The organism is Lentzea flava (assembly GCF_014648475.1).
GTDB lineage: Bacteria > Actinomycetota > Actinomycetes > Mycobacteriales > Pseudonocardiaceae > Lentzea > Lentzea flava.
Genome location: NZ_BMRE01000016.1, coordinates 1 through 22764, shown reverse-complemented (window position 1 = coordinate 22764; position 22764 = coordinate 1). Strand labels below are relative to the sequence as shown.

General features: G+C 67.1%; 24 protein-coding genes and 1 pseudogene. 13 read left to right on the top strand and 12 right to left on the bottom strand.

Translation table 11 applies throughout. The features are described 5' to 3' along the window. Positions 1-2: 2 nt before the first annotated feature. From IEZ09_RS19805 to IEZ09_RS47910, 5 genes are all read left to right on the top strand, one after another. Complete coding sequence (locus IEZ09_RS19805; protein WP_189255207.1) at positions 3-965, top strand: hydroxyacid dehydrogenase; 963 nt, start codon at positions 3-5, stop codon at positions 963-965. Further along, positions 962-2743 (top strand): DUF2264 domain-containing protein, encoded by a 1782-nt coding sequence (locus tag IEZ09_RS19800; RefSeq protein ID WP_189255206.1) that lies wholly within the window; start codon positions 962-964, stop codon positions 2741-2743. The genes IEZ09_RS19805 and IEZ09_RS19800 overlap by 4 nt, the downstream gene beginning before the upstream one ends. Then, positions 2712-3713 carry a sugar phosphate isomerase/epimerase family protein gene (locus IEZ09_RS19795; protein ID WP_229812737.1) on the top strand — a complete coding sequence of 334 codons (1002 nt, stop codon included), beginning with the start codon at positions 2712-2714 and terminating at the stop codon, positions 3711-3713. The genes IEZ09_RS19800 and IEZ09_RS19795 overlap by 32 nt, the downstream gene beginning before the upstream one ends. Positions 3714-4079: 366 nt before the next feature. After that, a complete protein-coding gene (locus tag IEZ09_RS19790) occupies positions 4080-5801 on the top strand; it encodes an aminotransferase class V-fold PLP-dependent enzyme (RefSeq protein WP_229812736.1) in 1722 nt (573 codons plus the stop codon). A gap of 66 nt (positions 5802-5867) precedes the next feature. Continuing rightward, the gene (locus IEZ09_RS47910; protein ID WP_189255205.1) at positions 5868-6188 is read left to right on the top strand and encodes a DUF397 domain-containing protein; all 321 of its coding nucleotides are present in this window, start codon (positions 5868-5870) and stop codon (positions 6186-6188) included. 1000 nt (positions 6189-7188) lie between these two features. Here the strand turns inward: IEZ09_RS47910 and IEZ09_RS46565 are convergent. The 3 genes and pseudogenes from IEZ09_RS46565 to IEZ09_RS19775 form a co-directional block, all read right to left on the bottom strand. Beyond that, on the bottom strand, positions 7189-7368 hold the full coding sequence (locus IEZ09_RS46565; protein WP_229812735.1) for an NUDIX hydrolase: 180 nt from the start codon (positions 7366-7368) through the stop codon (positions 7189-7191). Positions 7369-7483: 115 nt separating this feature from the next. Beyond that, positions 7484-7913: pseudogene (locus tag IEZ09_RS46560) on the bottom strand (transposase); the annotation flags it as partial. Positions 7914-7971: 58 nt separating this feature from the next. Beyond that, positions 7972-8532, bottom strand: coding sequence for a TetR/AcrR family transcriptional regulator (locus tag IEZ09_RS19775; protein ID WP_189255204.1), 561 nt, complete (start codon positions 8530-8532; stop codon positions 7972-7974). A gap of 37 nt (positions 8533-8569) precedes the next feature. On the opposite strand from IEZ09_RS19775, the gene IEZ09_RS19770 reads away from it, so the two are divergent. Further along, the gene (locus IEZ09_RS19770) at positions 8570-9658 is read left to right on the top strand and encodes an epoxide hydrolase family protein (protein WP_189255203.1); all 1089 of its coding nucleotides are present in this window, start codon (positions 8570-8572) and stop codon (positions 9656-9658) included. Between the two features lie 534 nt (positions 9659-10192). Here the strand turns inward: IEZ09_RS19770 and panB are convergent. From panB to IEZ09_RS19750, 3 genes are read right to left on the bottom strand one after another with little or no spacing between them, the layout of a single operon-like run. Next, positions 10193-11098 carry a 3-methyl-2-oxobutanoate hydroxymethyltransferase gene (gene panB, locus IEZ09_RS19760; RefSeq protein WP_189255202.1) on the bottom strand — a complete coding sequence of 302 codons (906 nt, stop codon included), beginning with the start codon at positions 11096-11098 and terminating at the stop codon, positions 10193-10195. 56 nt (positions 11099-11154) lie between these two features. Next, on the bottom strand, positions 11155-12108 hold the full coding sequence (gene panC, locus IEZ09_RS19755) for a pantoate--beta-alanine ligase (protein WP_189255201.1): 954 nt from the start codon (positions 12106-12108) through the stop codon (positions 11155-11157). 12 nt (positions 12109-12120) lie between these two features. Then, positions 12121-12813 carry a DUF2520 domain-containing protein gene (locus tag IEZ09_RS19750; RefSeq protein ID WP_229812733.1) on the bottom strand — a complete coding sequence of 231 codons (693 nt, stop codon included), beginning with the start codon at positions 12811-12813 and terminating at the stop codon, positions 12121-12123. Between the two features lie 206 nt (positions 12814-13019). Between IEZ09_RS19750 and IEZ09_RS19745 the strand changes: the two genes are divergently transcribed. Then, on the top strand, positions 13020-13376 hold the full coding sequence (locus IEZ09_RS19745) for a hypothetical protein (RefSeq protein WP_189255199.1): 357 nt from the start codon (positions 13020-13022) through the stop codon (positions 13374-13376). Between the two features lie 579 nt (positions 13377-13955). Here the strand turns inward: IEZ09_RS19745 and IEZ09_RS19740 are convergent. Beyond that, positions 13956-14549, bottom strand: a complete 594-nt coding sequence (locus IEZ09_RS19740) for a TetR family transcriptional regulator (RefSeq protein ID WP_189255198.1) — start codon at positions 14547-14549, stop codon at positions 13956-13958. 124 nt (positions 14550-14673) lie between these two features. Here IEZ09_RS19740 and IEZ09_RS19735 point away from each other — a divergent pair, with 124 nt between their 5' ends. Continuing rightward, on the top strand, positions 14674-15630 hold the full coding sequence (locus IEZ09_RS19735; protein ID WP_189255197.1) for an SDR family oxidoreductase: 957 nt from the start codon (positions 14674-14676) through the stop codon (positions 15628-15630). On the opposite strand, the gene IEZ09_RS47905 is transcribed toward IEZ09_RS19735, so the two are convergent. After that, positions 15566-16276 carry an SDR family NAD(P)-dependent oxidoreductase gene (locus tag IEZ09_RS47905; protein WP_368856152.1) on the bottom strand — a complete coding sequence of 237 codons (711 nt, stop codon included), beginning with the start codon at positions 16274-16276 and terminating at the stop codon, positions 15566-15568. The genes IEZ09_RS19735 and IEZ09_RS47905 overlap by 65 nt on opposite strands. A 239-nt stretch (positions 16277-16515) precedes the next feature. On the opposite strand from IEZ09_RS47905, the gene IEZ09_RS46555 reads away from it, so the two are divergent. After that, positions 16516-16905, top strand: a complete 390-nt coding sequence (locus IEZ09_RS46555) for a YbhB/YbcL family Raf kinase inhibitor-like protein (protein WP_308202414.1) — start codon at positions 16516-16518, stop codon at positions 16903-16905. 17 nt (positions 16906-16922) lie between these two features. Continuing rightward, positions 16923-17258, top strand: a complete 336-nt coding sequence (locus IEZ09_RS46550) for a hypothetical protein (RefSeq protein ID WP_229812731.1) — start codon at positions 16923-16925, stop codon at positions 17256-17258. Positions 17259-17610: 352 nt separating this feature from the next. Here the strand turns inward: IEZ09_RS46550 and IEZ09_RS19720 are convergent, their stop codons facing one another. Beyond that, complete coding sequence (locus IEZ09_RS19720; protein ID WP_189255196.1) at positions 17611-17811, bottom strand: hypothetical protein; 201 nt, start codon at positions 17809-17811, stop codon at positions 17611-17613. A gap of 444 nt (positions 17812-18255) precedes the next feature. Here IEZ09_RS19720 and IEZ09_RS19715 point away from each other — a divergent pair, with 444 nt between their 5' ends. From IEZ09_RS19715 to IEZ09_RS19710, 3 genes are all read left to right on the top strand, one after another. Further along, positions 18256-18408 (top strand): hypothetical protein, encoded by a 153-nt coding sequence (locus IEZ09_RS19715; protein ID WP_189255195.1) that lies wholly within the window; start codon positions 18256-18258, stop codon positions 18406-18408. A 268-nt stretch (positions 18409-18676) separates the two neighbouring features. Then, positions 18677-19084, top strand: coding sequence for an SDR family NAD(P)-dependent oxidoreductase (locus IEZ09_RS47900; RefSeq protein WP_368856151.1), 408 nt, complete (start codon positions 18677-18679; stop codon positions 19082-19084). Between the two features lie 382 nt (positions 19085-19466). Continuing rightward, complete coding sequence (locus tag IEZ09_RS19710; RefSeq protein ID WP_189255194.1) at positions 19467-20636, top strand: 4-hydroxybenzoate 3-monooxygenase; 1170 nt, start codon at positions 19467-19469, stop codon at positions 20634-20636. Positions 20637-21269: 633 nt separating this feature from the next. On the opposite strand, the gene IEZ09_RS19705 is transcribed toward IEZ09_RS19710, so the two are convergent. Genes IEZ09_RS19705 through IEZ09_RS19695 form a run of 3 tightly spaced genes read right to left on the bottom strand, consistent with a single transcriptional unit; the run spans position 21270 to position 22591 of the window. Next, positions 21270-21503, bottom strand: a complete 234-nt coding sequence (locus IEZ09_RS19705; RefSeq protein WP_189255193.1) for a reverse transcriptase domain-containing protein — start codon at positions 21501-21503, stop codon at positions 21270-21272. A 30-nt stretch (positions 21504-21533) separates the two neighbouring features. Next, positions 21534-22403 carry a fumarylacetoacetate hydrolase family protein gene (locus IEZ09_RS19700; protein WP_229812730.1) on the bottom strand — a complete coding sequence of 290 codons (870 nt, stop codon included), beginning with the start codon at positions 22401-22403 and terminating at the stop codon, positions 21534-21536. A gap of 5 nt (positions 22404-22408) precedes the next feature. Then, a complete protein-coding gene (locus tag IEZ09_RS19695) occupies positions 22409-22591 on the bottom strand; it encodes a hypothetical protein (protein WP_189255192.1) in 183 nt (60 codons plus the stop codon). Positions 22592-22764 lie beyond the last annotated feature (173 nt).

Below are 22764 nucleotides of genomic sequence, written 5' to 3'. Positions count from 1 at the left end.
GAATGCGCGCGGGTTTCGCGATGTCGGCCGAGGCGGCAAAGGCGGTGCTGACGCCCTCGGCAATCGCGGCGTTCGGTGAAGTGTGTGATCTGTTGTTGCCGGTGCGGCACGACTTCGCCCACGGCCTGGCGGACGTGGACGTGCTGATCACCGGCTGGGACTGCCCACCACTGGACGCGGCCGTGCTGGACACCGCGCCCAGCCTGCGTGCGATCGTGCACACGGCGGGCTCAGTGCGCGGTCACGTCACCGCGGAGTGCTGGGCGCGGGGTATCGAGGTGTCTTCAGCCGCGGTGGCCAACGCACTGCCTGTCGCCGAGTACACGCTCGCCATGATCCTGCTGTCCGGCAAACGCGTGCTGGAACGCGCACGGGACTTCCGAGCCACCCGTGATCCCGGCGAACGGTTCCCACGCGACGTGGGCAACTTTGGCCGGACCATAGGCGTGTTGTCGGCTTCGATGATCGGTCGCCGGGTGATCGAGCTGTTGCGTCCCTTCGACTTCCACGTGCTGTTGTACGACCCGTTCGTGTCGGCTGCGGAGGCGGCAGCGCTCGGCGTCGAGCACGTCGGTCTAAAGGACCTGTTCGCACGCAGCGACGTCGTCAGCGTGCACACGCCGTTGCTGCCGGCCACGCGCGGTCTCGTGAGCCGGGAGCTGCTGGACCTCATGCGACCGGGCGCCACGCTGATCAACACCGCCCGCGGAGCCCTGGTCGACCAGGAAGCGCTGGCGTCGAGCGGGGTTGCTGCCGTCTTGGACGTGACGGATCCCGAGGTCCTCCCGCCCGGACATCCGTTGTGGGACTGTGACAACGTGGTGATCACTCCGCACCTCGCCGGTTCGCAGGGCAACGAGTGGGCGCGCCTGGCCGAGACCGCCCTGGCCGAGTTGCGGCGGTGGATCGGAGGAGCCGGTTTCGCGCACGCCGTGCTGCCCGTCGACCTGGGCAGGATCGCGTGATCCGCGCCGAGTGGAAGGCCCTCGCGGACCGTCTGCTGACCGCTGCGTGGCGGTGGGCGACCCCCTGCGGGGCACTGTTGAACCTGCCAGGACGACCGTCGCACAACGGTGCACGCTGTGACGGCTTGGAGGGCTATGCACGCACGTTCCTCGCGGCGGCATTCCGGGTCTCGGACGGCTCTGACCCGTTGGGGTGGATCGACAGATATGCGTCCGGTCTGGAAGCCGGTACGGCTGCACCTGGGCGAGACGACGCGGAATCGTGGCCGGTCATCGGGGATGTGGGAGCCCAGGGACAGCCGATGGTGGAATCGGCCTCCGTGGCGTTGGGCCTGCGAGTCACCAGGCGGTGGCTGTGGGACGGGCTGGACTCGCTCGTGCAGGACCGGGTGGAGGAGTGGTTGCGTGGCGCGCTGCGACACGTCCCCGCGCCCAACAACTGGTACCTGTTCCCGTTCACCGTGGCCGGGTTCCTGGAGTCAGTCGGCCGGGGTGACGCGGAAACGGCCCGTGCACGGGAGCGGGCGATGGAACTGCTGGAGACCTGGTACTGCGGCGACGGCTGGTACTCCGACGGCGACGGGCGTGCGTTCGACCACTACAACGGGTGGGCGCTCCACCTGTACCCCGTGCTCGACTCCTATCTCGCAGGCAAAGACAGCCCACACGGCGGGCGGCTGTGCGCGCACCTGGAGAGTCTTGCGGAGATGTTCGGAGCGGACGGCGCGCCGATCCACTTCGGACGGTCGCTGACCTATCGGTTCGCCGCCGCTTCGGCTGTCGCACTCGGGGCCGTCACCGGACATACGCCGCTGTCTCATGGTCAGTCTCGCGCGTTGATCGGCGCGACGGTCCGGTACTTCCTCGACCGCGGGGCGATCGGGCCGAACGGGCTGCTCAGCCTCGGCTGGCACGGTTCGCACGCGGCGACGCTCCAACCGTACTCCGGACCCGCATCGCCTTATTGGGCATCGAAAGCCTTTGTCTGCCTGCTGGCTCCACCACATCACCCGCTCTGGACTGACTCGGAGTCCGTGCTGGACGAGGACCGGGTGCTGGCGTTGCCCGGCCCAGGGCTGCTGGTGCAGCGGACCGGAGGTACTGTCCGCCTGCACAACCACGGCAGCGACCACGTCGGACCGGATGAGGCCGAGTCGGCCGCCGGCGACGACCCGCATTACGGTCGTTTCGCGTACTCGACCGAGACCGGGCCGACCGCACGCGGAGACATCGCCGACAACCACTTCTGCGTTGTGGTGGCGGGACAACGCAGTGTTCGGCGGCGCATACACCCGTTGGGCGCCGGGCGAACGGGCAGCTGTGGATGGGCCGCGTCGTGGCATCGGCCGGTGTTCGCGACGGTTCCTGTGATGGTCCCAGCGTTGCGGGTGGAGAGTGTCACCGTGGCCAAGGGGGTGTGGGAGCTGCGAGTGCACCGGGTGCTGGGCGCGCCGTACGGCTCGACTGTGGAGCAGACCGGCTGGGCCTCATCAGAACCATCCGGTCTGCACCCCTTGCACGGGTGGGAACAACGGGACGAGGTCGAGGCGCCGCACGGCACAGCCTTCACGCCTTGGGCCCGTGTGCCCAGGCTCTCCGCCTCTGTACGTGGCACGGCGTTGTTCGCCGCGGTGGCCGCACTCACCGAAGGACCGGCTCCGGTCACTGTCAACGGGGCCACGGCCGACACCATCGAAGTTCGGTGGGAGGACAACACGATCACCCGAATCACCTTCGATCCCGTCGGTGTCACGCATCGTTGGGGTGAGGAACCGTGAGGCTCGCCGTCAGCACCCTTGGCATGCCTGGCGCGCCTTGCAGGAGTCCGCGCGCAACGCGGCCGAGCACGGCTGCCACGGTTTGGAGATCCGTGTTCACCCGGACGAGGAGGTCCACATCGGACTAGCAGGCGGGAAGCTCGCGCGAGCACGGTCGACTGTTGAGGATTCCGGGCTCGAGGTGGCGTTCCTGGCCGGCTACGTGAAGGTGTGCGGTTCTGATCCGGACGAACAGGTGATCATCGAGCTTCGCGCGTTGATCGGCCTTGCCTACCGCCTCTGCGCCCCTGCGGTGCGGGTCTTCTCCGGAGGTGAACAAGACGCCCTCCCTCGCGTCGAGGCCGTATTGGACGACTTGCGCGCCAGTGGCGTGCAGCTGCTGATCGAGACGCACGACTCTCACCCGACGGGTGCTCAGGCGGTGCAGCTGGTGGAGCCGCTCGGCGAACCGGACCTGGTCGCCGTGCTGTGGGACGCGTTGCACCCGTGGCGGCACTGGGAACAGCCCCTGCAGACTCGCGCCGTGCTCGGCTTCTTCCAGATCAAGGACGTGGCCGGCGTGCACGATCTGACCCGGTGGTGCCGGGAACAGGCGCGTTGCCGCTGGCCGAGTGCTGCGAACTGCTGCGCGGCCGGCCGGGTTGGGTCTCCCTGGAGTGGGAGAAAGCCTGGTATCCGGTTGGCCCCTTGGACACCCGCTACGCGCCGCAGCCGAGTGGTTCCTGCGATACCGGGCGACATCGGTCTGACATCCCGCGCTGCAGACAATCGAGGTCGCGACGCAGGGCAAGGTGATCGACCGCCATCGGCAGCCCTCTGCGAGGGCCTTCTTGATCCACACCCGCAACGTCTCGTAGTGCACGTCGACCGTCTGGCCGATCACCCTGACGGCGGCATGCGGAGACTCGTACTCATCGAGTCGCTCAAGGGCCAGGCGCACGGCGCCTTCTCACGAACCTCGGGCGGGTAACGCTTCGACATGAGGACGACCATCTTCCTCAAGAACGGAAGCGGTCTCAAATCCGTGACGGTTCATCGTCCTGCCCGCACATCATCCTGGTACTGAGCTTCCGGCTGAATCGGCGCGTGAGAGCCCCGTCTGACTTCACGTCGCGTCGCCGTGGAACCGCGAGAGCCCGCCGACACACCACTCCGGCTCCCGCATGCCCGTCCGTGCCAATCGATCTGCGCAACGGGGTGGTCCTCTGCATCGCCACCTGTCTGAGCACACGTGGATCAGCGGGCGGCCCGGCTCAGGCACGCGGCGTTACCTGGAGCAGCGCGGCGACTTCATGCCGCAACACCACCATGAACGGCCGCCCTCCGGCGGGCAACCATGATCAGCTACGCGCCTGGGTCTGCCCCTTCAAGCCTGTTATCCTACCCTTTTGAACCGTATCGTTTGCCCCCAGTCGGCACTCACAATCATGTGATGCAGGACAGCAACCTTGTCCGTCACGTGAGGAAATCGATCATCGGCGAGAGTCTGTCGATGATCGGACCCTACGGGCCACGACAGCTGACGTACGCCGACTACACCGCGTCCGGCCGTGCGGTGACGTTCATCGAAGACTTCATTCGCGACACCGTGCTGCCCTGGTACGCCAACACCCACAACGAGTCGTCGGCCACCGCCGCGCAAATCACGGCGTTGCGCGAGGAAGCGCGGCAGATCATCCGCGACGCCGTCGGCGGCGACGACGGCACTGTGGTGATCTTCACGGGGTCCGGCGCAACCGGGGCCATCAGCAAGATGGTCGACGTGCTCGGGTTGCGCGCCCCTGACCAGCAGGCCGGCGTGATTCACGCGCACGAGCGGCCGGTGGTGTTCATCGGCCCGTTCGAGCATCACTCCAACGAACTTCCTTGGCGCGAGTCCATTTGTGACGTCGTGGTCATTCCCGAGGACACCGACGGCCACATCTGCACCGCCACTCTTGCCAAAGCGCTGCTGAAGTATGCCAACCGGCCGCTCAAGATCGGCTCGTTCTCCGCCGCGTCGAACGTCACCGGCATCCTCAGCAACACGAACGAAATCTCGGACCTGCTGCACGCGCACGGCGCGCTCGCGTTCTGGGACTGCGCCGCTGCGGCACCACACGGCGGCATCAAGATGCGCGACGAAAACTCTTACCTGGACGCGATGTTCATCTCGCCGCACAAGTTCGTCGGCGGCCCCGGTACGCCGGGGATCCTGGTGGCACGGCGTTCGCTGCTGACCAACCGGGTTCCCAGTGTCCCAGGCGGCGGCACCGTCGACTTCGTCAGCACCACTGACCACCACTACATCGAAGATGTCGCCCACCGCGAGGAAGGCGGTACGCCTGCCATCGTCGAGTCCATCAGGGCAGGGCTGGTGTTCCGCCTGCAACGGGCGGTCGGTGCCGAACTGATCAGGCAGCGCGAGCAGGCGTTCGTCCAGCGGGCACTCGCTTCGTGGTCGGCCAACCCGTGCCTGAAGATCCTCGGGAACGTGCACGCCGAGCGGGTCGCAATCGTCTCTGTGCAGGTGCGAGCTCCCGGCGGCAGGCAGTTGCACTACAACTACGTGGCCACCCTGCTCAACGACCTCTTCGGCGTCCAGGTCAGGGGCGGTTGCTCCTGCGCGAGCCCGTACGGGCACCGACTGCTCGGCATCGACGAGGACGAGTCGAAGCGTCTGATGGACGAGATCGTCAGCGAGGGCCGGGCCGGCGTCCGGCCAGGCTGGGTGCGGGTGAGCTTCAACTACACGATGTCCGACGAGGTGGTGGACTACGTGATCGAGGCGGTGCACCGCGTGGCGACCATGGGCTGGACCCTGCTCGGCGACTACCGGTTCGATCCGACGACCGGCCGGTGGCGGCATCACCGTGCCGTGGAACCTGGGGTGCGGCTGGCCGATCTTCGTTTCGACGAACTTCCTTCGCCCGACCATGCGCGGGGCCTGACCGGACACCTCGACGAGGCCGACCGGATCTTCAGCACCGCAGCGAACGTCGACCGTGACGCCGCGTGCGTGGCCGACAGCTTCGACGCGCTGCGCTGGTTCGAGTTGCCGGCGGCCTGCTTGCCTTGAGACTTGGTTCGTGGACGGGGCGAACGGTATCTCTGTGCGCGGCAGAAGCCGATCCTCTGGGCTGGGATGGCGGTCCCTCAAGTCGCCACCAGCCGCGGTCGACGCCTTCATCGGCGACCACGGATCTCTGCCGACATACGCCGCCGGAGGCAGGGTTCCCACCATGCTCACCGACACGCCCGCGACGAGCCGAAGATCGTCAAGAGGTACCTGGACCTGTGGAGCGCGCAGGAGAAGATCGCGCTTGGTTTCAAATCCTCCTACAGCCAGCCGACGAAAAGTTCGTGTGTCGAGATCAGGTTCCGCGCTGATCAGGTCGGCGTTCGCGACTCTGAGGTTCCCGCGATGTCTCGGGGTGCCTGGCTCTGGTGGGGGATGCCGGGATGATTAGGTGGCTTGAGTTGGTGGGTGTGCCGGGCCGGCTTTTGTACTCGTCGGGCTGAGCCAGCTGGGCTCTCTGTGGATGTGCTGGATGTTGTGTCAGCCGTCGACATAGCCGGGAGATCGTGTTCTCGGCCTCGTCGCGGGTGTGTCACGGGTTCGGTCTTCGGTGTGGAGTAGGAGTTGTCCGTCGACGCGTTGTGAGGGTCGCCGGGCGAGCCTGTTGACGGCAGGGTTGCGTTGTCCGTGCGGCGTTGCGCGAGGCGGATCGAGGTGCGGGCCGAGCCTTGGTGGCTGTGGTGGATCAGCTGCCTGTCACGGGCCTCACGGGACCGGGTACCGTACTGCGGCGCGCCGGGCACGAGGCTGGTGTGGCAGCGGTCGCTGGTCTTGCGGCCTGCGATGTGGTTGGAGAACGCGTCGCAGGCCGCGGCCGGTCAGAACACGTCCTCGCAGGTGGGGTTGGGGGTGGCATCGGCGGCCCGCTGCCGGTCCGGCGCCGGGGCGGTGAGGTCCCGGCTGGCCGGATCCAGTGGCGGTGCTGCTCGTGGGTCGCGCCGGGTGAACCGGTGTTCGCCACCTCCTTCGCGGGAGCGCGCCTTGCGGTTCGTGGCCGTGTGTCAGCGGCTCGATCCGGTTGCGTGACACCCAGGTCTCGCGGTGTCGCGGCGTGGCGTGCACCTGCGGGCGGCTGCAGGTGCAGGAGGCGATACCGAGGACCCGGAGGATGGCTCGGCCCCGAAGCTGCGAGACGAGCTTCACGACCGTCACCGAGCTACCGGAGGAACCTCAACTCCAAGGCGCCCGACGAAGGCCCGCCTGGCTTTCCGCGGAAGCGCTTGGTCCCAGATCACAGCCGGAGTGATCGAGTAGTCAATCCGACAGGTTGAGCGGCGTGGTGCTCAGGGGTCCTGCCAGGAGTTCCCGACCAAGCCGGGGAGCCTGGCAGAAAGGAGCTCCGCGGCGGTCTGGTGCAGCTCAGCCGCTGACCACCACCGCAGTTCGATCAGTCCCGCCTTCTCGTTCTCGGTGGGCTCGAGCGCGACTCGGGAGCGGTGTCCATGATGCGGCCGAGGAAGACGTGGTCGACGCGATGGTGGTCGCGCCCCTTGTCGTGGAAGCGGGACTCTCGGATCCACAGCTTGCGCCCCAGCGACGCAAGGACGAGTCCGGTTTCCTCTGCCACCTCGCGGCGCGCAGCGTCGGCTGGGTCCTCGCCCTCTTCCAAGCCGCCGCCTGGGGTGTGTCAAATACGAGTGGCTCTGGCCGTGGTCGGTGGTGACGTGGAGTAGCTGTCGGGGCAGAAGGATACGGTGGCGGAGAAGATCGAATCCCGCGCGTCCGCGCAACTGCTTCATGATCCTCTTGGTTTGTGTGTTGATGCCTTCGGTGCGGCCGTTGTTTTAGAGCAGGTGAGGGCGGCGTCCACGGCGGACCGGTCGATTTCGAGGCCGTTGGTGAGACTGCGCAGGTGTGGCGACAGCGCGTGCCGCCCGGAACCACTCGGTGAGTTTCACGTCGTTGCCAGCGGCCGGTTTCAGCGTGCGGCGAAGCCGCGTACCAGACTGGCGAGTGCGGTCATCTCCGGACAGGCTGCGGCGATCTTTTCCAGCAAAGTCGTGTCTTTCGCGCGCAGATTCTCAGGGTTGGTGAGCAGCAGGCGGCTGGCGTGACGGGGCGGTCGCCTTCGGCGCGGCTCTGGCTGAGGTAGCGGGCCAGCAGGCCGGGGGAGGACCGATCCGCACGCCATCGTGGTCGCCGCAGACACGTCGCCGCGGCGGCCCTGCTGTCACCCGTCGGCGAGGCGTTGGATGGTGGTGCTCAGCCAGGTGTGCAGTTCTGCGGCGTCTCCGAGTTGCCAACGCAGAATCCGCCGACGGGTGGAGACGCCGAGGACGAAGGCGTCGATTGCGGCGGCTCTGCTGCGTGCCTCCGCGTCGTCAATGCCACTTTCGCGCAGATAGCGGTGCAGCGGCTCCAGCGAGTTCTCGTCGAGGAAAGCGGCCAAGGCCTCCGCGGCCTCCGGGCGCTCGCCGGAGGCGCGTTGCAGCACAAGCAGCGGGTCGTCCCCATGGGTGCCGAACCAGCGCTGGACGATGCTCGCGGCGAGCCGCGACCCCAGTGCGGAACGCTCCCCGTCGAAGGAGTCCGAGACCGGGATCGCCACCTGGGTCGCCGCGAGGAAAAGGCCGTCCTTGCCCCCGAAATAGCGCGTGATGAGGTTGGGTGACACGCCGGCTGCGTCGGCGATGCCTTTGACCGTGACCGCCGTGTACCCATGCTGGGCGAACTGCCCCCGAGCCTGATCGAGGATTCGCTGCTTGGTCGCTGCGGCGTCACGCGAAGTCATGTGTACGACCATACACTCCATGTGTACGCTGATACACATGGACTTCGACATGCGGGAAAGACTCCACCGGACGCGACGGATCACCACCCCGTGGAGTGACGACGGGACGCGCGGCATCACCGCCGGCCGCCTCGACGCACTGCTCGACCACTGGGTGAACAGGTACGACTGGGACGTGCACGAGCGTCGCATCAGCGAGTACCCCTGGACGACGGTGGGGGCGCCGGATGCTGCCCTGCGGCTCATCCACCAGCGTTCTGCCGACCCCGGCGCGCCGGTTGTGGTGCTCCTGCACGGCTGGCCGGACTCGGTGCTGCGGTACGAGCGCGTTCTGCCGCTGCTGCCGGACCTCAACGTGGTGGTCCCGGCGTTGCCGGGCTTCCCGTTCGCGGCCGAGGTGCCGATGGCCGGCATGTCGGTCAACCGGATCGCCAGAATCGTCGCGGACGCCCTCGACGAGCTCGGTTACCCGCGCTACATCCTGTCGGGCGGGGATGTGGGCGGCGCCGTCGCGGAGGTCCTCGCCGCCGAACACCCGGACCGGGTCGCTGCCCTGCACCTCACGAACATCGCCCCGCAACACGCATTCTCGGCGGATCCCGCGAAACTCGCCCCCGACGCGGCGGCCTACCTGACCCAGGCGGCACAATGGTTTCGGACCGAAGGCGGCTACATCGCGGAGCAGTCGACGCGGCCGAACACGCTCGCCGTCGCCCTCGGCGACTCGCCCTTCGGCTTGGCCGCATGGCTCGCCGAAAAACTGGAGTCCTGGTCGGACGAAGCGGCCTTCAGTCCGGACGAGCTGCTCACCTGGATCACCGCCTACTGGGTCACCGGCGCGATCGGCACGTCCTTCGCCACCTACGCCGAACCAGCCGTGCTGCCCGACCGGATCGGCACGCCGACCGTGCTGTCGATCTTCGCTCGCGACACCAAACCGGAGCCCCGGAGCTACGCCGCGGAATTCCTGAACGTCCGCGAGTACGTGGAACACCCGGCCGGCGGCCACTTCGCGGCCTGGGAACAGCCCGAGGCCTATGCCGGCGATCTACGCCTCGCCGTCAAGCTGGGTGACGCACGGTCGGAGTCCGTCCATCAGCGGTTTCAGCAGGCGGTTCGCCATTGATTCGTGCTCCGGTGAACCGGCCACGGTGAAGATGCCGATGATGGTAGCCGCGATGGTCTTCGGCGGGGACGTCGGCGCGGAGTTGCCCGCTCGTGTGGTCGGCTTCGAGGATGGCCCCGATGGCGGCGAGCAGCTCGGTCGGGTGTAGGTATGGGCGATTTCCCCGATTCGACCATCGTGAGCAGCGTGTCGAGCACGCCGTTCTTGGTGGCGATCCTGTTTCCGAACAGGTCCACCCAGCGCCGCAGTGCTGTGGGCGGGTCGAGGCGGCCCAGTAGCTGACGGGGCCGGTGATGAGCCGGGAGACCTGGTCCTGGTAGACGGCGTCGACCAGGGATTCGCGGGTGGGGAAGTGCCGGTAGAGCATGGCGATGCCGACCCCGGCTTCTCGGGTGGTGATGAGGTCCGGTTGACCCCTTCGCGCGGGCCGGTTCCGGGCGCTGCTCAACTGGCTGGAAGGGCGTGCCGATCTCCGATGAACCTGCAGGACGTGCCGGTGTCGGCTGGGCTGTTAGCCGACACCGGCACGTGGCACTACACCGGTTCGGCGATGTGGACACCGGCTGTGAACCGCTCGAACTCCGCGGGCTTGATGCCGTAGCAGTGCTCCGGCCCGGGGAACGCACGCACGCGGACCTCGTTGACGTAGTGGCTCGTCGCCTCGATCATCGTCTTGCGCAGCTCACCCCATCGCTTGGCGAACTTGGGTTTGAAGCCGTCGAAAATGCCCAGCAGGTCGTGGTAGACCAGAACCTGGCCGTCGGTGCCGGGGCCCGCGCCGATCCCGATGACCGGGATGTGCAGCTGACGCAGGATCACGTCGGTGACCTCGGCCGGTACCGCTTCGAAGACGATGGCGAAGCAGCCCGCGTCCTGCAGGCGCAGCGCGTCGGCCAGCACCTCTCGCGCACTCTCCGCCGTTACCCCCTGAGCGCGGAACCCGCCCAGCGCGGTCGCCGTCTGCGGGGTCAGTCCGACGTGTCCCATCACCGGTATCCCAGCGCGGACGATCGCACGGGCCCGCTCTGCTGACTGACCTCCGCCTTCCAGCTTGACGACGTCGCAGCCGCCTTCCTTGACGAAGCGCATTGCCGTCTGCACGGCCTGCTCGTCGGAGACCTCGTAGGAGCCGAAGGGCAGGTCGCCGACCATCAACGGCGTGGTAAGGCCTCGCCGGACCGCCTTGGTCAGCATGAGCATCTCGTCGAGGGATACAGGAACGGTCGAGGGATATCCCAGTACGGTCATCGCGCCGGAGTCGCCGACCAGGACCACGTCGACGCCGGCGGCGTCCACGATCTGGGCGCTCGGATAGTCGTAGGCGGTGACCATCACGATCGGCTGTCTGTCATGCCGCATCTGCGCCAGTTTGCTGACGGTGACGGGTTTACGATCCGCTGAAGTCGCACCGCGCGGCGCCAGTAGCGGATATGTGGACATGCTGTGCTCCCTGGTGAGTGGTTCGGGTCAAGCGTGCGGCAACGTCTCTGGATTGATCAGTTGCTGGGTTGGGGAGTCAGTGCCGACTCGCGTGATTGCCGTGGTCCGGCGGCCAGCGCCGCCATGGGGTCGGCCGGTCGAATCGACTCGGGCAGTTCCGGGCGGAGGATGTCCAGCAGAGAGACGTCCCCGACCCTGGCACCGATGGCGAGGATCACCGGAGCGCGCACCGCGGTGACCGGCTCGAGCGTGTCGCGGTCGAGGATCTCGAAGTACTCCAGCGTCACGCCGCCGTCCGGCACGTTGAAGTCCATCGTGGACAGTGCACGTGCGCGCAACGCCGCGGCGTCGGTCTCGCCGGCCTTCAGGTTCGAGGCGACCGCGCTGAGCACCTGGTGCAGCACAACGGCTTTCTTCCGGTTCTCGCCGAGGTGCACGTTGCGGCTGGACATGGCCAGGCCGTCCGGCTCCCGCACGGTGGGCAGGACCTTGATCTGCTGGGGCAGGTTCAGATCGCGTGCCATGCGCTCCACCGCGACCCAGTGCGGCAGATCCTTCTCACCGAAGTAGACAACGTCGGGCTGCACGATGTTCAGGAGCTTGGTGATGATGGTGCACATACCGGTCAGCTGGCCGTCCTTGGTCAACCCGGTGCGGCGCAACATCTCCACCAGCTCTCCGGCCACGCTGACCGTAGTGGCGAACCGGGACGGGTAGATCTCGGGCACCTCCGGGGCGAACAGCACGTCCGCGCCCTGCCGTTCAGCGATCCGCGCGTCCTGCTCCTCGTCCCGGGGATAGCGGCCGAACTCGGTGTTGTCGGTGAACTGCGTCGGGTTGACGAAGATCGAGACGACGACGTGGTCGCACTCACGTCTGGCGGCGTTCATCAGGGACTCGTGCCCGGCGTGGAAGGCGCCCATGGTGGGAACGAATCCCACCCGCTGTCCTTGGGCTCGAGCCGCCCGTACCAGAGAACGGACCTCGCTGATCGTACGCGCGATTCGCATGGATCTCTCATCTCATCGTTTGTTTGCGGCAAGGGTTTTCGTCGCTGACACAAGTGCGTCGAACAGCTCCGCGGCTCCTGGGCAGCGCGCCTGAACCGCGTCACGCTGGCGTTGGACGGTGATCTCGTCGCCGCGGGCGACAGGGCCGGTCAGCGAGTCGGCTGCCCCGGTTCGTGCCCAGTTGCGCACTGCCGCTTCGACCAGCGGCAGGTACGCGTCACGATCCAGGCCTGCGGTCTTCGCCAGGTCCTCGGCGAGTCCCAGGACGGTGACGGTGAAGTTGGCCGCCACCGACGCGGCCGCGTGGTAGGTGGCACGGTCGCGTTCCGGTACCGCGATCGGCCTCATGTCCAAGCGGGTGGCCAAATCCCGGGCGATCGCGAGGGAACGGGCACTCGTGCCGTCGACAGCGGCAACGCATCCGGCGAGCGGGGCGGGGGCTAGGTGCGTGATGGTCATCAGAGGGTGCAAGGAGAATCCCTCGTGCGGAGACAGGACGTCCAGCGCCATCGCACCCGAGCAGTGACCGACGACCAGGTCACGCGGCAGGCGGGCCGCGGCGGCTGCCACGGCACCGTCCGGTACGCAGAGCAGCACAACCTCCGCGTCACCCACATCCGGGTCGCGGCCGAGAGGCTCGCCGACGTCGACACCTGCTTGGCGCAAGGCGCGGGTCAGCGCGAACCCGACTCGACCGCGTCCCACAATCGCGAGCCGCCGGGTGTACGCGAAATCGCGATTGATGCCATCGTTCAGCCAAGCGCTCGTGGCGGAACTTGTGCTGTACATGGCGTCTCCATTGTCAGCTCGGATCGCAAGCCATTGGGGCGACCAGGCAAATTCAGTGGTGAGTGCGCGGTCGCGAGCGAGGTTAGGGATCTATTGATCTGAGATACAAGGGAATGTTCCGCATGGCGGAACATTCCCTTGTATTGACCAAATGGAATCCCAATGTCGTTCGTGACCGCACGGTTTGGCTAGATGACATGCTCGCCGCATTCACCAAGTCCTGTGCCGGTCACGACGACCTGTCGGCCACGATCTTCGGCACCCAGTGCCCGAAAGCGCGTTCGGCCCGGACGGCCGCGGTCCCGCATACCTGGCTCGACGCCGAGACGTCCACAGTGGATTTCGCCGGGCCGGGCCTGACTTTGCGCACCGGTCCTTACAACGGACGCTGGATCGCCGAAGCAGACGCACTCGGCGGGCAGGGGTACCGCTTGCCGAGGCGTGACGCGAGTGCTTGGCACCGCCGTCATCCCGCATGACCGCCTGATCGGCTTCAACCGGAACGGCCAGGGCCCCTTGTTGTCCAGCTCGCGTGGCTGAGATCCCACGGCGTCCGCTCAGCAGCCCTGAAGTGGGGTCGGCTGCGGCCCAGGTGGTGTTCGGCCCGAGGCTCCGTCGGTGTGAAGCCGGGGAACAGCTTCGCCAGTTCGGATGTCCTTTGCTGTCGGGCGTCCGTGAACGGTCGTTCAGCCTCGGCCTAGTAGGGGTAAGCACCACCTGCTCACACCGTCCGCCGCACCACCCGAAAGGCGATCGCCAGGCCGCGCACATCATCGCCCACAGGACACGCGGCACGCCGGACGTCACCCGTCTCGTTCACTCCAATTGTCGGCGCCGGGCAACCGGCGCCGGCAAGGAACCACCAGTTCTGTACCCCTGAATCGCCCCAAGAGGGCTTGCTTGGGCCGTGTGCATCGAACGAGGTGCACGCACGGTCCTGAGGGGCGGGGCGCACCAATACGTTCTGTCTGCCCGGTGATGTTCGTGCACAGGCTGCGGTGGCCTTGCATTCGTGGCGCGGTGTGGTCGCGATGTTCGGTGACCGCGATCGTGCGGTATCAGTGTTCTGGGTCCGTCTGCGGGGGCAGGGTGGTGGCCGCGGAGAGGACGCGTAGATCGTCGAAGGCTCGCAGCAGGTGCGCGTCCAAACTCTGTGCGGGGTCGTCGATCCATGCTTGGACCGCGTGCTGGAAGGTGGCCCAGCCGGTCCGGGAAGCCAGGGCGGCCAACCCGTCACCGACACGGCGCTGCCGCAGCGCCTCCGCCGCGGCCTCCGTGAGCCACGCGTGCTTGGCCAACTCGCGTTCGCGCAGTGCGGGGGTCACGGCGATGACTTTCCACCGTGGTTCGGAGAACGAGCGGTTGTTCTCCAGGTTCCGCGCGGATTTCCGGAATGCGTACAGCAGTACGTCGAACGGCTCCAGCCCGTCGGGCGCTTCGGCTACCGACCGCATCAGCGCGGCGCGCACGTCGGCTTCGCCGTCGAAGAGCACCTCGCGCTTGTCCGGGAAGTGCCTGAAGAACGTGCGTTCGTTGACCCCAGCCCGCGCGGCGATCTCCGCCGCCGTGGTCTGGTCGAACCCCCGTTCCTGGTACAGCTCCAAGGCCGCCTGCTGAAGGCGGCGACGCGCTTCTGCTCCGTTCCGTGGCACCAACCGAGTCTACCGCGTTGCGTCAGTGACTGGCGCCACCTTGCGTCAGTCACTGGCGCAACCTGTAGGGTCAGTGACTGGCGCTACCTGTCACCAGTTGCTCGCGTCAGCTAGGAGAGTCCTCATGCATGTGTTCGTCACTGGGGGAACCGGCCAGACCGGTCCCACCGTCGTCGCCGAGCTCGTCGCGGCCGGTCACACCGTCACCGGCTTGGCACGCTCGGACGCCGCCGCCGCTCGGCTGGAGTCGCTGGGCGCCACACCCCTCCGCGGCAGCCTGGAAGACCTCGACAGCCTGCGCCGCGGCGCCGAAGCCGCCGACGGTGTCCTGCACATGGCATATGGCGGCGACTACGCCGATCCGGATGACCTCGTCCGCCGCGACTGCGCCGCGATCGAGGCGCTCGGCCGGCCATTGGCCTGGTCTGGCAAGCCGTTCGTCAGCACCTCGGGCACCTTGGTGGCGAAGGTCGGCCGGATCAGCACCGAGCAGGACGCGCCGGATCCCGGTTCGGTCGCCGCCTTCCGCATCGCGGGCGAGCAGGCTTGTCTTGGCTTCGCCGATCTGGGGGTCCGAGCCAGCGTCGTGCGACTCGCACCGACCGTGCACGGCCCAGGCGACTACGGGTTCATTCCGGCGTTCATCGCGGCCGCGCGCAGGTCAGGTGTCTCGGCTTACATCGGTGACGGTGCCAACCGTTGGCCCGCCGTCCACCGCGCAGACGCCGCGAGTCTCTTCCGGCTGGCGTTGGAGAAAGCTCCCGCCGGCAGCGTGCTGCACGGCGTCGGCGAAAGCGCCGTCACGATCAGGAGCATCGCGGAGCAGGTCGCAGAGATGCTCGGCATCCCCACCGCCTCGCTGACCGTCGAACGGGCCGCCGAGCATCTCGGGAACCCGTTCCTGGCCAGGTTCTTCTCTCTCGACGTACCCGTCTCCAGCGAGCACACCCAGGCACTCCTGGGCTGGGCGCCGCGGCACGCGACGTTGCTGGAGGACCTCAGGACCGGCGACTACTTCACCCCACAGGCCAGCCTCCGCGCCGAGGAGATCTGGTTGCCGCACGGACACAGCCAGAGCTGACTCGCAAAGGCCAGCCACTGGAGAGTGCCCCGATCCAGCACTGAGCCTGCGGCAGGAAACCAGCGCGACCGCCGAATGCAGGTGGCACGGAGAGGCCAGGAAGCGGTGCCAGACAGACCGCCGAGCGCGGCGGCCACGGAGGACGCCATCGGCACTGCCAGATCCCGGCACCGACCAGTGCGGCCGGTCGGCGGACAGCCGCGCCGCGCCCGCCGAAACGCGAGCGCCGGGCTCTCAGCGGCCGAGACGGGTGCTGAGGGACTGGGAGCGCCGCTCGAGGAGGTCGGCGTAGGGTGCCGTCCCGTTCGGTCCATCGGAGTGGTCGAGCGCGCTCGGCCACGATCTCGTTCGAGGTCGGGGTCTGGGTGAGGAGCCCGATGACCTCGTCGAGAAGCCGCCGAGGGGCAGCGCGTTGGTTGAGCTTCTCCGCGCCGGCGTTGGCGACGGCCGGTGGGACGAGTTCGGTGACGGTGATGTCGGTGCCGGCGAGTTGTGCGCGGAGCGATTCGGTGTAGGAGTGGACGCCTGCTTTCGAGGCCCCGTAGGAAGGCATGAGCGGGAAGGGCATGAAGCCGACGCCGGAACTGACCGTGATGATGTCGCCCCGCCGCGCTCGAGGTGTGGAGTGAACGCGCCGATCACGCAAATGGTGCCCAGCAGGTTGACGGCGATCGTGATTTCGCCTGGGCGAGGTAGGCCGGGTCGCGGAGGTCCTCGCTGGGCATGATGCCCGACATGGTCACGAGGACGTCGAGACCGGGGTGCCTCGCGAGGACCTCGTCGCAAGCGATGGCGACGGAGCCGGGGCCGGTGACGTCGATGTAGACGGTCTCCAGGCCGACGACCCGGTCAGTGCCGGGGCCTCGGACGACGGTGCGTCCGTTGATGGTTCATGCCTGCCTTTCTCCTCGAGGCCGGTTGGATGGCCAGTATCTCGCCATGTTCGTCCCGGCATCCGAGGTCGGGGAGGTCTCCGTCGAGAGCGCTATCCAACTGCCCAACGATGCCCGCGCGGCCCGCTTCACCGGTGCCGCTCCACCGGCCGGGCACTGCCCGCACCGCTACTTCATCGTGGTGCACGCCCTCGACTTCGCGTTCCTCGGCGTCCCGGCCGACCGCCACCCCGGCATTCCTCGGGTTCGTCATGTCCTCGCACACCCTCGGTCGCGCGGTCCTGACCGCCGCTGCGGAAACGCCGCTGGCGGGCGAAGACGCCGAACGGATCGAGGTCTCCCGATTCATCGCCTCCCGCCAGCGCCGTCTTCACGGTCCTGACCGACCCGAAGGGGCACGTGGACATCGACGCGTCGGGAATGCTCATGGACGCCGAAGGACAACCGGTCGAACAACCCGGCGACCGGTTTCTGCTCTACATGGACCAGGACGCTCTCGGGGACGTCCCCCTTGGCAAGTACAGCGTCGAGGTCGTCATCACCAAGCTCGTTGCGGACGCGTCCGCAACCCGATCACGGTGCACCACACCGAGCAGGACATCGAGTTCGTCCTCCGCGCCCGTGGCCGAGCAGCTGCTGCTCGCGCTGAAGGAGACAGGCCAGAGCTTTGCCGAGCTCAAGCGAGCCTTCCACCGCCAGCTCGCGGGTCGCGACATCGGGCTGGACGCGGCTTGACCTGCGCATGCGCGGTACATCGATCCCGCGAAGATCACTGTCTGGGGCCGCAGGATCGGCCTCGATCTTTGATACCGCAGGACCGCGCCGTCGTTCGAGAGGTTCCCGGTCCGGACCAGCGTGGCCAGTGCCCACGAGCAGCTGCGCGCCGGACAGGCGATGTGGGTGGTAACCACGAGCGCGTCGATCACCGGGACGGTGGCGTGCTCGTCCCACAGCCACGTGCGGCAGACTCAGGGAAGACCGCCAGAGGGTGCGGTGACATCGTCATGGTCACCGCCTTCACGCCGACGAGGGTCGTCCCTGTGCCGCGCAATCGTGGTTGCGGCGCCGGAACAGCTTCGGAGATCCGCTAGTCGACGACCAGGACGAGCTTCTGGAGTTCACGGTCGGAGTCGATCCGCAGGTCTTCCTGGCCTGACCGAACAACGTCGTTGGATTGGCCGAGAAACTCGGCGAGTTCTTTCGCCACGGCGCTCAGGATCGCGGCCGCTGCGGCTACGGCTGCCAGGAGCACCAGCCGTCCGGCGTTCCCCCTTCTCGTTCCGTCCACCGAGAAAACCTTCGTCAGCACACGGACTCGAGCGACGTCCGTTCGTGCCGACTTCGATGACCGGAGATGCTCTTGTGGGCGACTCCTCCGTCGGTGCGGTGTCACTCTTGCCCAATGCGGATAACCACGAAACTTCTGGGCGCTCGCGGCGGCGGCCGTCGTGCTCCTCGGTACCGCATCTGGTGCACTCGCGGCCGACCGGGTTCAGGTGGACACCGGAGGTGCGGACGACGCCCGTCTTCGCCCCAGACTCCTTCGGCACGGGAGGCATGGTGGACACCAACCCCGCGGACCTTGCGGTCCCGAGTCGATCTGCTGACCGGACTCACCGCAGATGGCTCGTATGAGCTGCGGCTGTGCGCCCCGACTGGTACTGCCGTCCCGGCCAGCGGATCTTCGGCGTCGACGTCAACGACGTCCGCTTGTTGCGCGATTTTCGACATCATGGGCACCACGAACGGCGCCGGCCCGACCGCCTTGGGCGCGTGGAACATCGCGGTGACCGCCGACGTGAACGGCAAGGTGCGGATGGGCTTCGTTCGGGGCGCCGCCAACCAACCCCAGGTCAACGTCGTCGTCCTGGTTCCCATCGCCTGAGGACCTCTGCCGGGCCCAGGACGTCCTCCCCCTGGCCCTGGGCCCGGCAGTACCAGGACTCCGAGTGGCGGTAGACGTTGATCGACTCGTTGACCCGGTCGGTAGCCCCGGAAGAAGGGTTTGCGGTCATTCACCGGGATGAGACCGCAGTTGGGGAATTCCAGGCTGTTTCCGCAGTTGCTGTCCGAGCAGATGTTGAGCCCGCCTGGGTTTCCCGACGATCCCGGAGCGGCGCCGATCAACGTGGCGGTCGCCGTCACGGCGAGCGATGCTCGCAGGGTTTCCGAGTGGAGCTGGCCCGTGCGGGCCCGGATCCCTCGTCGTGCGCGTCCATGGCCGAGACACTGTTGGCTGTGAGGCAGTCTTACGGTGGCAGGTCGACACGCCACCATCCTCGAACGTGACTGCCGGTCATCGCGATCCGCGAGGCGCTTGCGCGTCTAGGCACCGCGGCCGGATCATCAACATCGGCAGCATCAAGCCCGACCGCACACCGTTTCCCGGCCATTTGGTCTGCGCCCTGACCAAGTGTGCGGTGTCGAGCCTCACCCGCGGCCTGGCACATGAACTGGCACCGCGCGGAATCGACGGACCGACACGGCACCGCGGCCGAGGGCGCAGCTTGGTCGCGCACCTCGCTGGCCCGACGCCGCCTACATCACCGGCGCCAGCCTGAACATCGACGGAGGATTCACCGCGTGAGCCCGAAAGCACCGTGCTGATCGGTCGTGACCGCTACGAATGGACAGCCCGGCGAGGTCGTGACCCGAACGACCTGACTGTCCACATAGGACAAACGGTTGACCGGCTTCGCTCCGTCCAGGCTTCGAAGAGGTTTACTGGTCTACGAGAACCAGAAACCATGCACGAATGGGCAAGGACGGTGTTCCCACATCATTCCGTGGTCCAGAGTGGGCTACCGTCCATTCCCAATCCTGAGTCTCGCAGTGTTAAGGACGTCTCATGGCCAGCTCTGCTGCGTGCCGCATCGTGCTTGACCCCCTGCCATCCGAACACGGGCATGTCGGCCACCCCCTGATCGGGTTCTGTGTCGCAGCATGAACACGACCGTCGCCATCGTAGGAGCTGGCCCGGCCGGCCTGGTGCTGGCCAACATCCTGAACCAGGCCGGCGTGTCAACAGTCGTGTTCGAACGGGCGAGCCGGGAGTACGTGGAGCAGCGGGCCCGGGCCGGGCTGATCGAGTACCGCGCCTTTCAGACGTTGCGTGAGCACGGCCTGGCCGATGGCCTGATGGCGTCGGCCACCGTCCATCGCAGCTGCGAGTTCCGGTTCGCGGGCGAGCGGTTCGTCTTGGACTACGGCCAGTTCACCGGTGATCGGGTTCATCACGTCTACCCGCAGCAGTTCCTGGTCCGCGATCTGATCACCCGCCTGCTCGACAACGGCGGCGACATTCGCTTCGAGACCCCCGTTACCGAGATCTCCGACCTCACCGGCGACTACGCCGTGGTCAGCTACTCCGGCACCGACAACAAGATCCGGACGTTGCGGGCGGAATTCGTCGCAGGATGCGACGGCAGCCGCGGCGTGTGCCGGCGGGCGGTACCCACCGCAGGCCTGCGTGGAGTCACCAAGCACTACCCAACCAACCTGCTCGCGATCCTGTCCGCGACCTCCCCGCTGACCAGGGACATGGTGTACGCGCTGCATCCTGACGGGTGCGCGATCCATGCTCTGCGCACCCGCGACACCAGTCGCTTCTACCTCCAGGTCGATGCGCAGGACGAGCTCGCCGACTGGGATGACGAGCGGATCTGGAGTGAGCTGGCTCGCCGGTTCGCCGTCGCTGACGGCTCTTTGCCCAGCCCAGGGCCGATTCTGGAAACCAGCATGCTCAGCATGCGTACATCGGTGACCGAGGAACTGCGCCACGGCCGGATGCTCTTGGTGGGCGACGCGGCTCATGTCATCACCCCGTTCGGCGGCAAGGGCATGAACCTCGCTATCGCCGACGCCGACGGTCTGGCCCGAGCCATTCTGGCTGCCGTCCGGGACGGCGACGACCACGGGCTCAACAGCTACAGCGCCGCGGTGAACCAGCGAACCTGGGCCGCTCAAGAATTCTCGCACAGCATGATCGATCTGTTGTGCGCACACAGCAACGGGGATCGGGATTTCCAGTATCGGGTCCAGGTGGCACGGCTGGCGAAGTGGCGACAGTCCCCGGCTGACGCCAGAGGTTTCGCTCGAGACTACGTAGGCTGACCCAGAGCCGCTCGCCGGCCGCATCCCGCAGAGCCAGGCAACCAATGTCTGAGACATCGCGGGAACCTCAGCGTGCAGGCGGTGCAGGAGCATGTCCCGCATGTCGGGCAGCGTCCTTTCTGCTTCAGTAGCAGAAAGGACGCTGCGATCGAGCGGGGTGTGCGCTTGCGTCGCCGGTCGACCCAGTAGTCGGCGTGAGCGGGTTCGTCCGGGGAGCCTCACCGCGGACCAACCGGTGCCGGACGATCTTGGCCCAGGCGAGCTTGGGAAGACAAGCGCCGCTGTCGCGGTCGCCGAACACTCCAGCGGTCCTGCCTGACCTTGTGATAACGGCCGAAGTGTCGGGTGATGACCTGGGTGATGACCCAGGCTTTTGGCTTGTCGGATGGCGGTGACATGCCCACTTGCAATTGAGCCGCCACATGTAGGTGCCCAGTGTCGCGAAGCCCCTGGAGGATGCCACTCCGCGGCAGTAGTTCGCCAGCCCCGCGTGATCGGGTTGATCGTGGTGAGGACCATCCCCGCGTTCGCGCCGCGCAAGGGCCCGGATTACCGCGCGAGGCGTTGTATGACTCGTGTGATTGCGGCCTTGCTGGGTTTGAGGATCAGCTTGCCGTGCTGGCGGGCGGTGAATCACAGAAAGTCGAATCCGTCATCGAGGTGGATGATCCTCGTCTTGTCCCCGTTGAAGGACAAGCCTCTGGGCGCCAGCCAGAGAGCGACCATCGCCTTGACCTGTTCGGCCTGCCGCCTGGAATGGCATAGCACCACCATGTCGTCGACATACCCCACCAGCGCGGTGGCCTCGTCCGGTTCGCCGTGTGTCACTGCGTTCCTGACGGTCTCCGGCCGCTTCCTCCAGCCCATGCAGCGCGACGTTCAGGAGCAACGGACTGATCACCCCGCTTGCGGAGTTCCCTCCTCTGTCGGTGAATCCGTTGCAGGGCGCGTGTCGGGAAACGGGTCCGCGGCTGTGGCGTTGACGGCGCTGCCGATGCCCTCGATAGAGGTGACCATGGTCTGTCCTGGAACGAGGCCGGCCGCGTCGGCGGTGGTTCCCGGAGTGCCGGTGAGGATGACGTCGCCGGGACGCAACGTGAGGAAAGTGCTGCAGTAGGCGACCAGTTCGGCGGGGGAGAACAGCAGGTCGCTGGTCGACCCGTGTTGCCAGGGCACTCCATCGACAGTGAAGGAGAGCGTCAGGTCGTGGGCATCGTCCACCTCGTCGGGGGTCACCAGCACCGGGCCCAGGGGAGTGGAGCGGTCGAAGACCTTGCCCTGCAGGGCCTCGCTCGTACGGTGCTGCCAGTCGCGCAACGACAGGTCATTGGACACGGTGTACCCGGCGATGGCGGCCATGGCCTCGGTGGTCGTGACTCGGTGTACCGGTCTGCCGATGATCACAGCGAGTTCCACCTCGCCCTCGACGCGGTCGCTGACGGAAGGCAGCACAATGCGGTCGCGAGGGCCGGTCAGGGTCGAGGCGAACTTCGCGAACAACGTGGGGTACCGCGGGATCGGTCGGCCCAGCTGCTCGATGTGGCTTCGGTAGTTCAGCCCCACGCACAGGATGTGCGCGGGGGCGGGGGAGACGCAGGCGTAACGGACGGTGGCCGCGTCGGCTTGGCCGATGTCGCGCAGCTGGTCCAACCGCAGGAACGCGTCGACCGCGTTGTCAGCGTCGACCAGGACGACCCGGCCGTCCTCGTCGACGCGTGCGCCGGTGAGGGTGTCACCTTGCCTGACCGTGGCGAAACGCATGCTCATCCACTTCACTTCGTCTTCAACGCCAGCGCCCGTGAGGTCACGGTCGCCAAAAGGTTGAACAGGGCGATGAGGGCGACGAGCGTGATCGTCGCGTCCAAGATGCGTTCGTAGCACGCCTGCGTCGAGTTCTTGCGCTCGTTCACCGTCAGGGCAGCAAGGCCACCGATCAGGGTGCCGGACCACACCATCGTGATGACGATGGTCTTTCACGTCGGGATGTCCAGCGCGTAGGTGGCCTCGTACAGCTCGCCCAGGGCGATCTTGAGCACTTTTGGCACACGATGACCTGTGTCGGTCGTCGGAGCTCATTAGGCCACCATTCCTTGTGCAACCTTGATGGGTAGGGTTGTGACCACTCGGT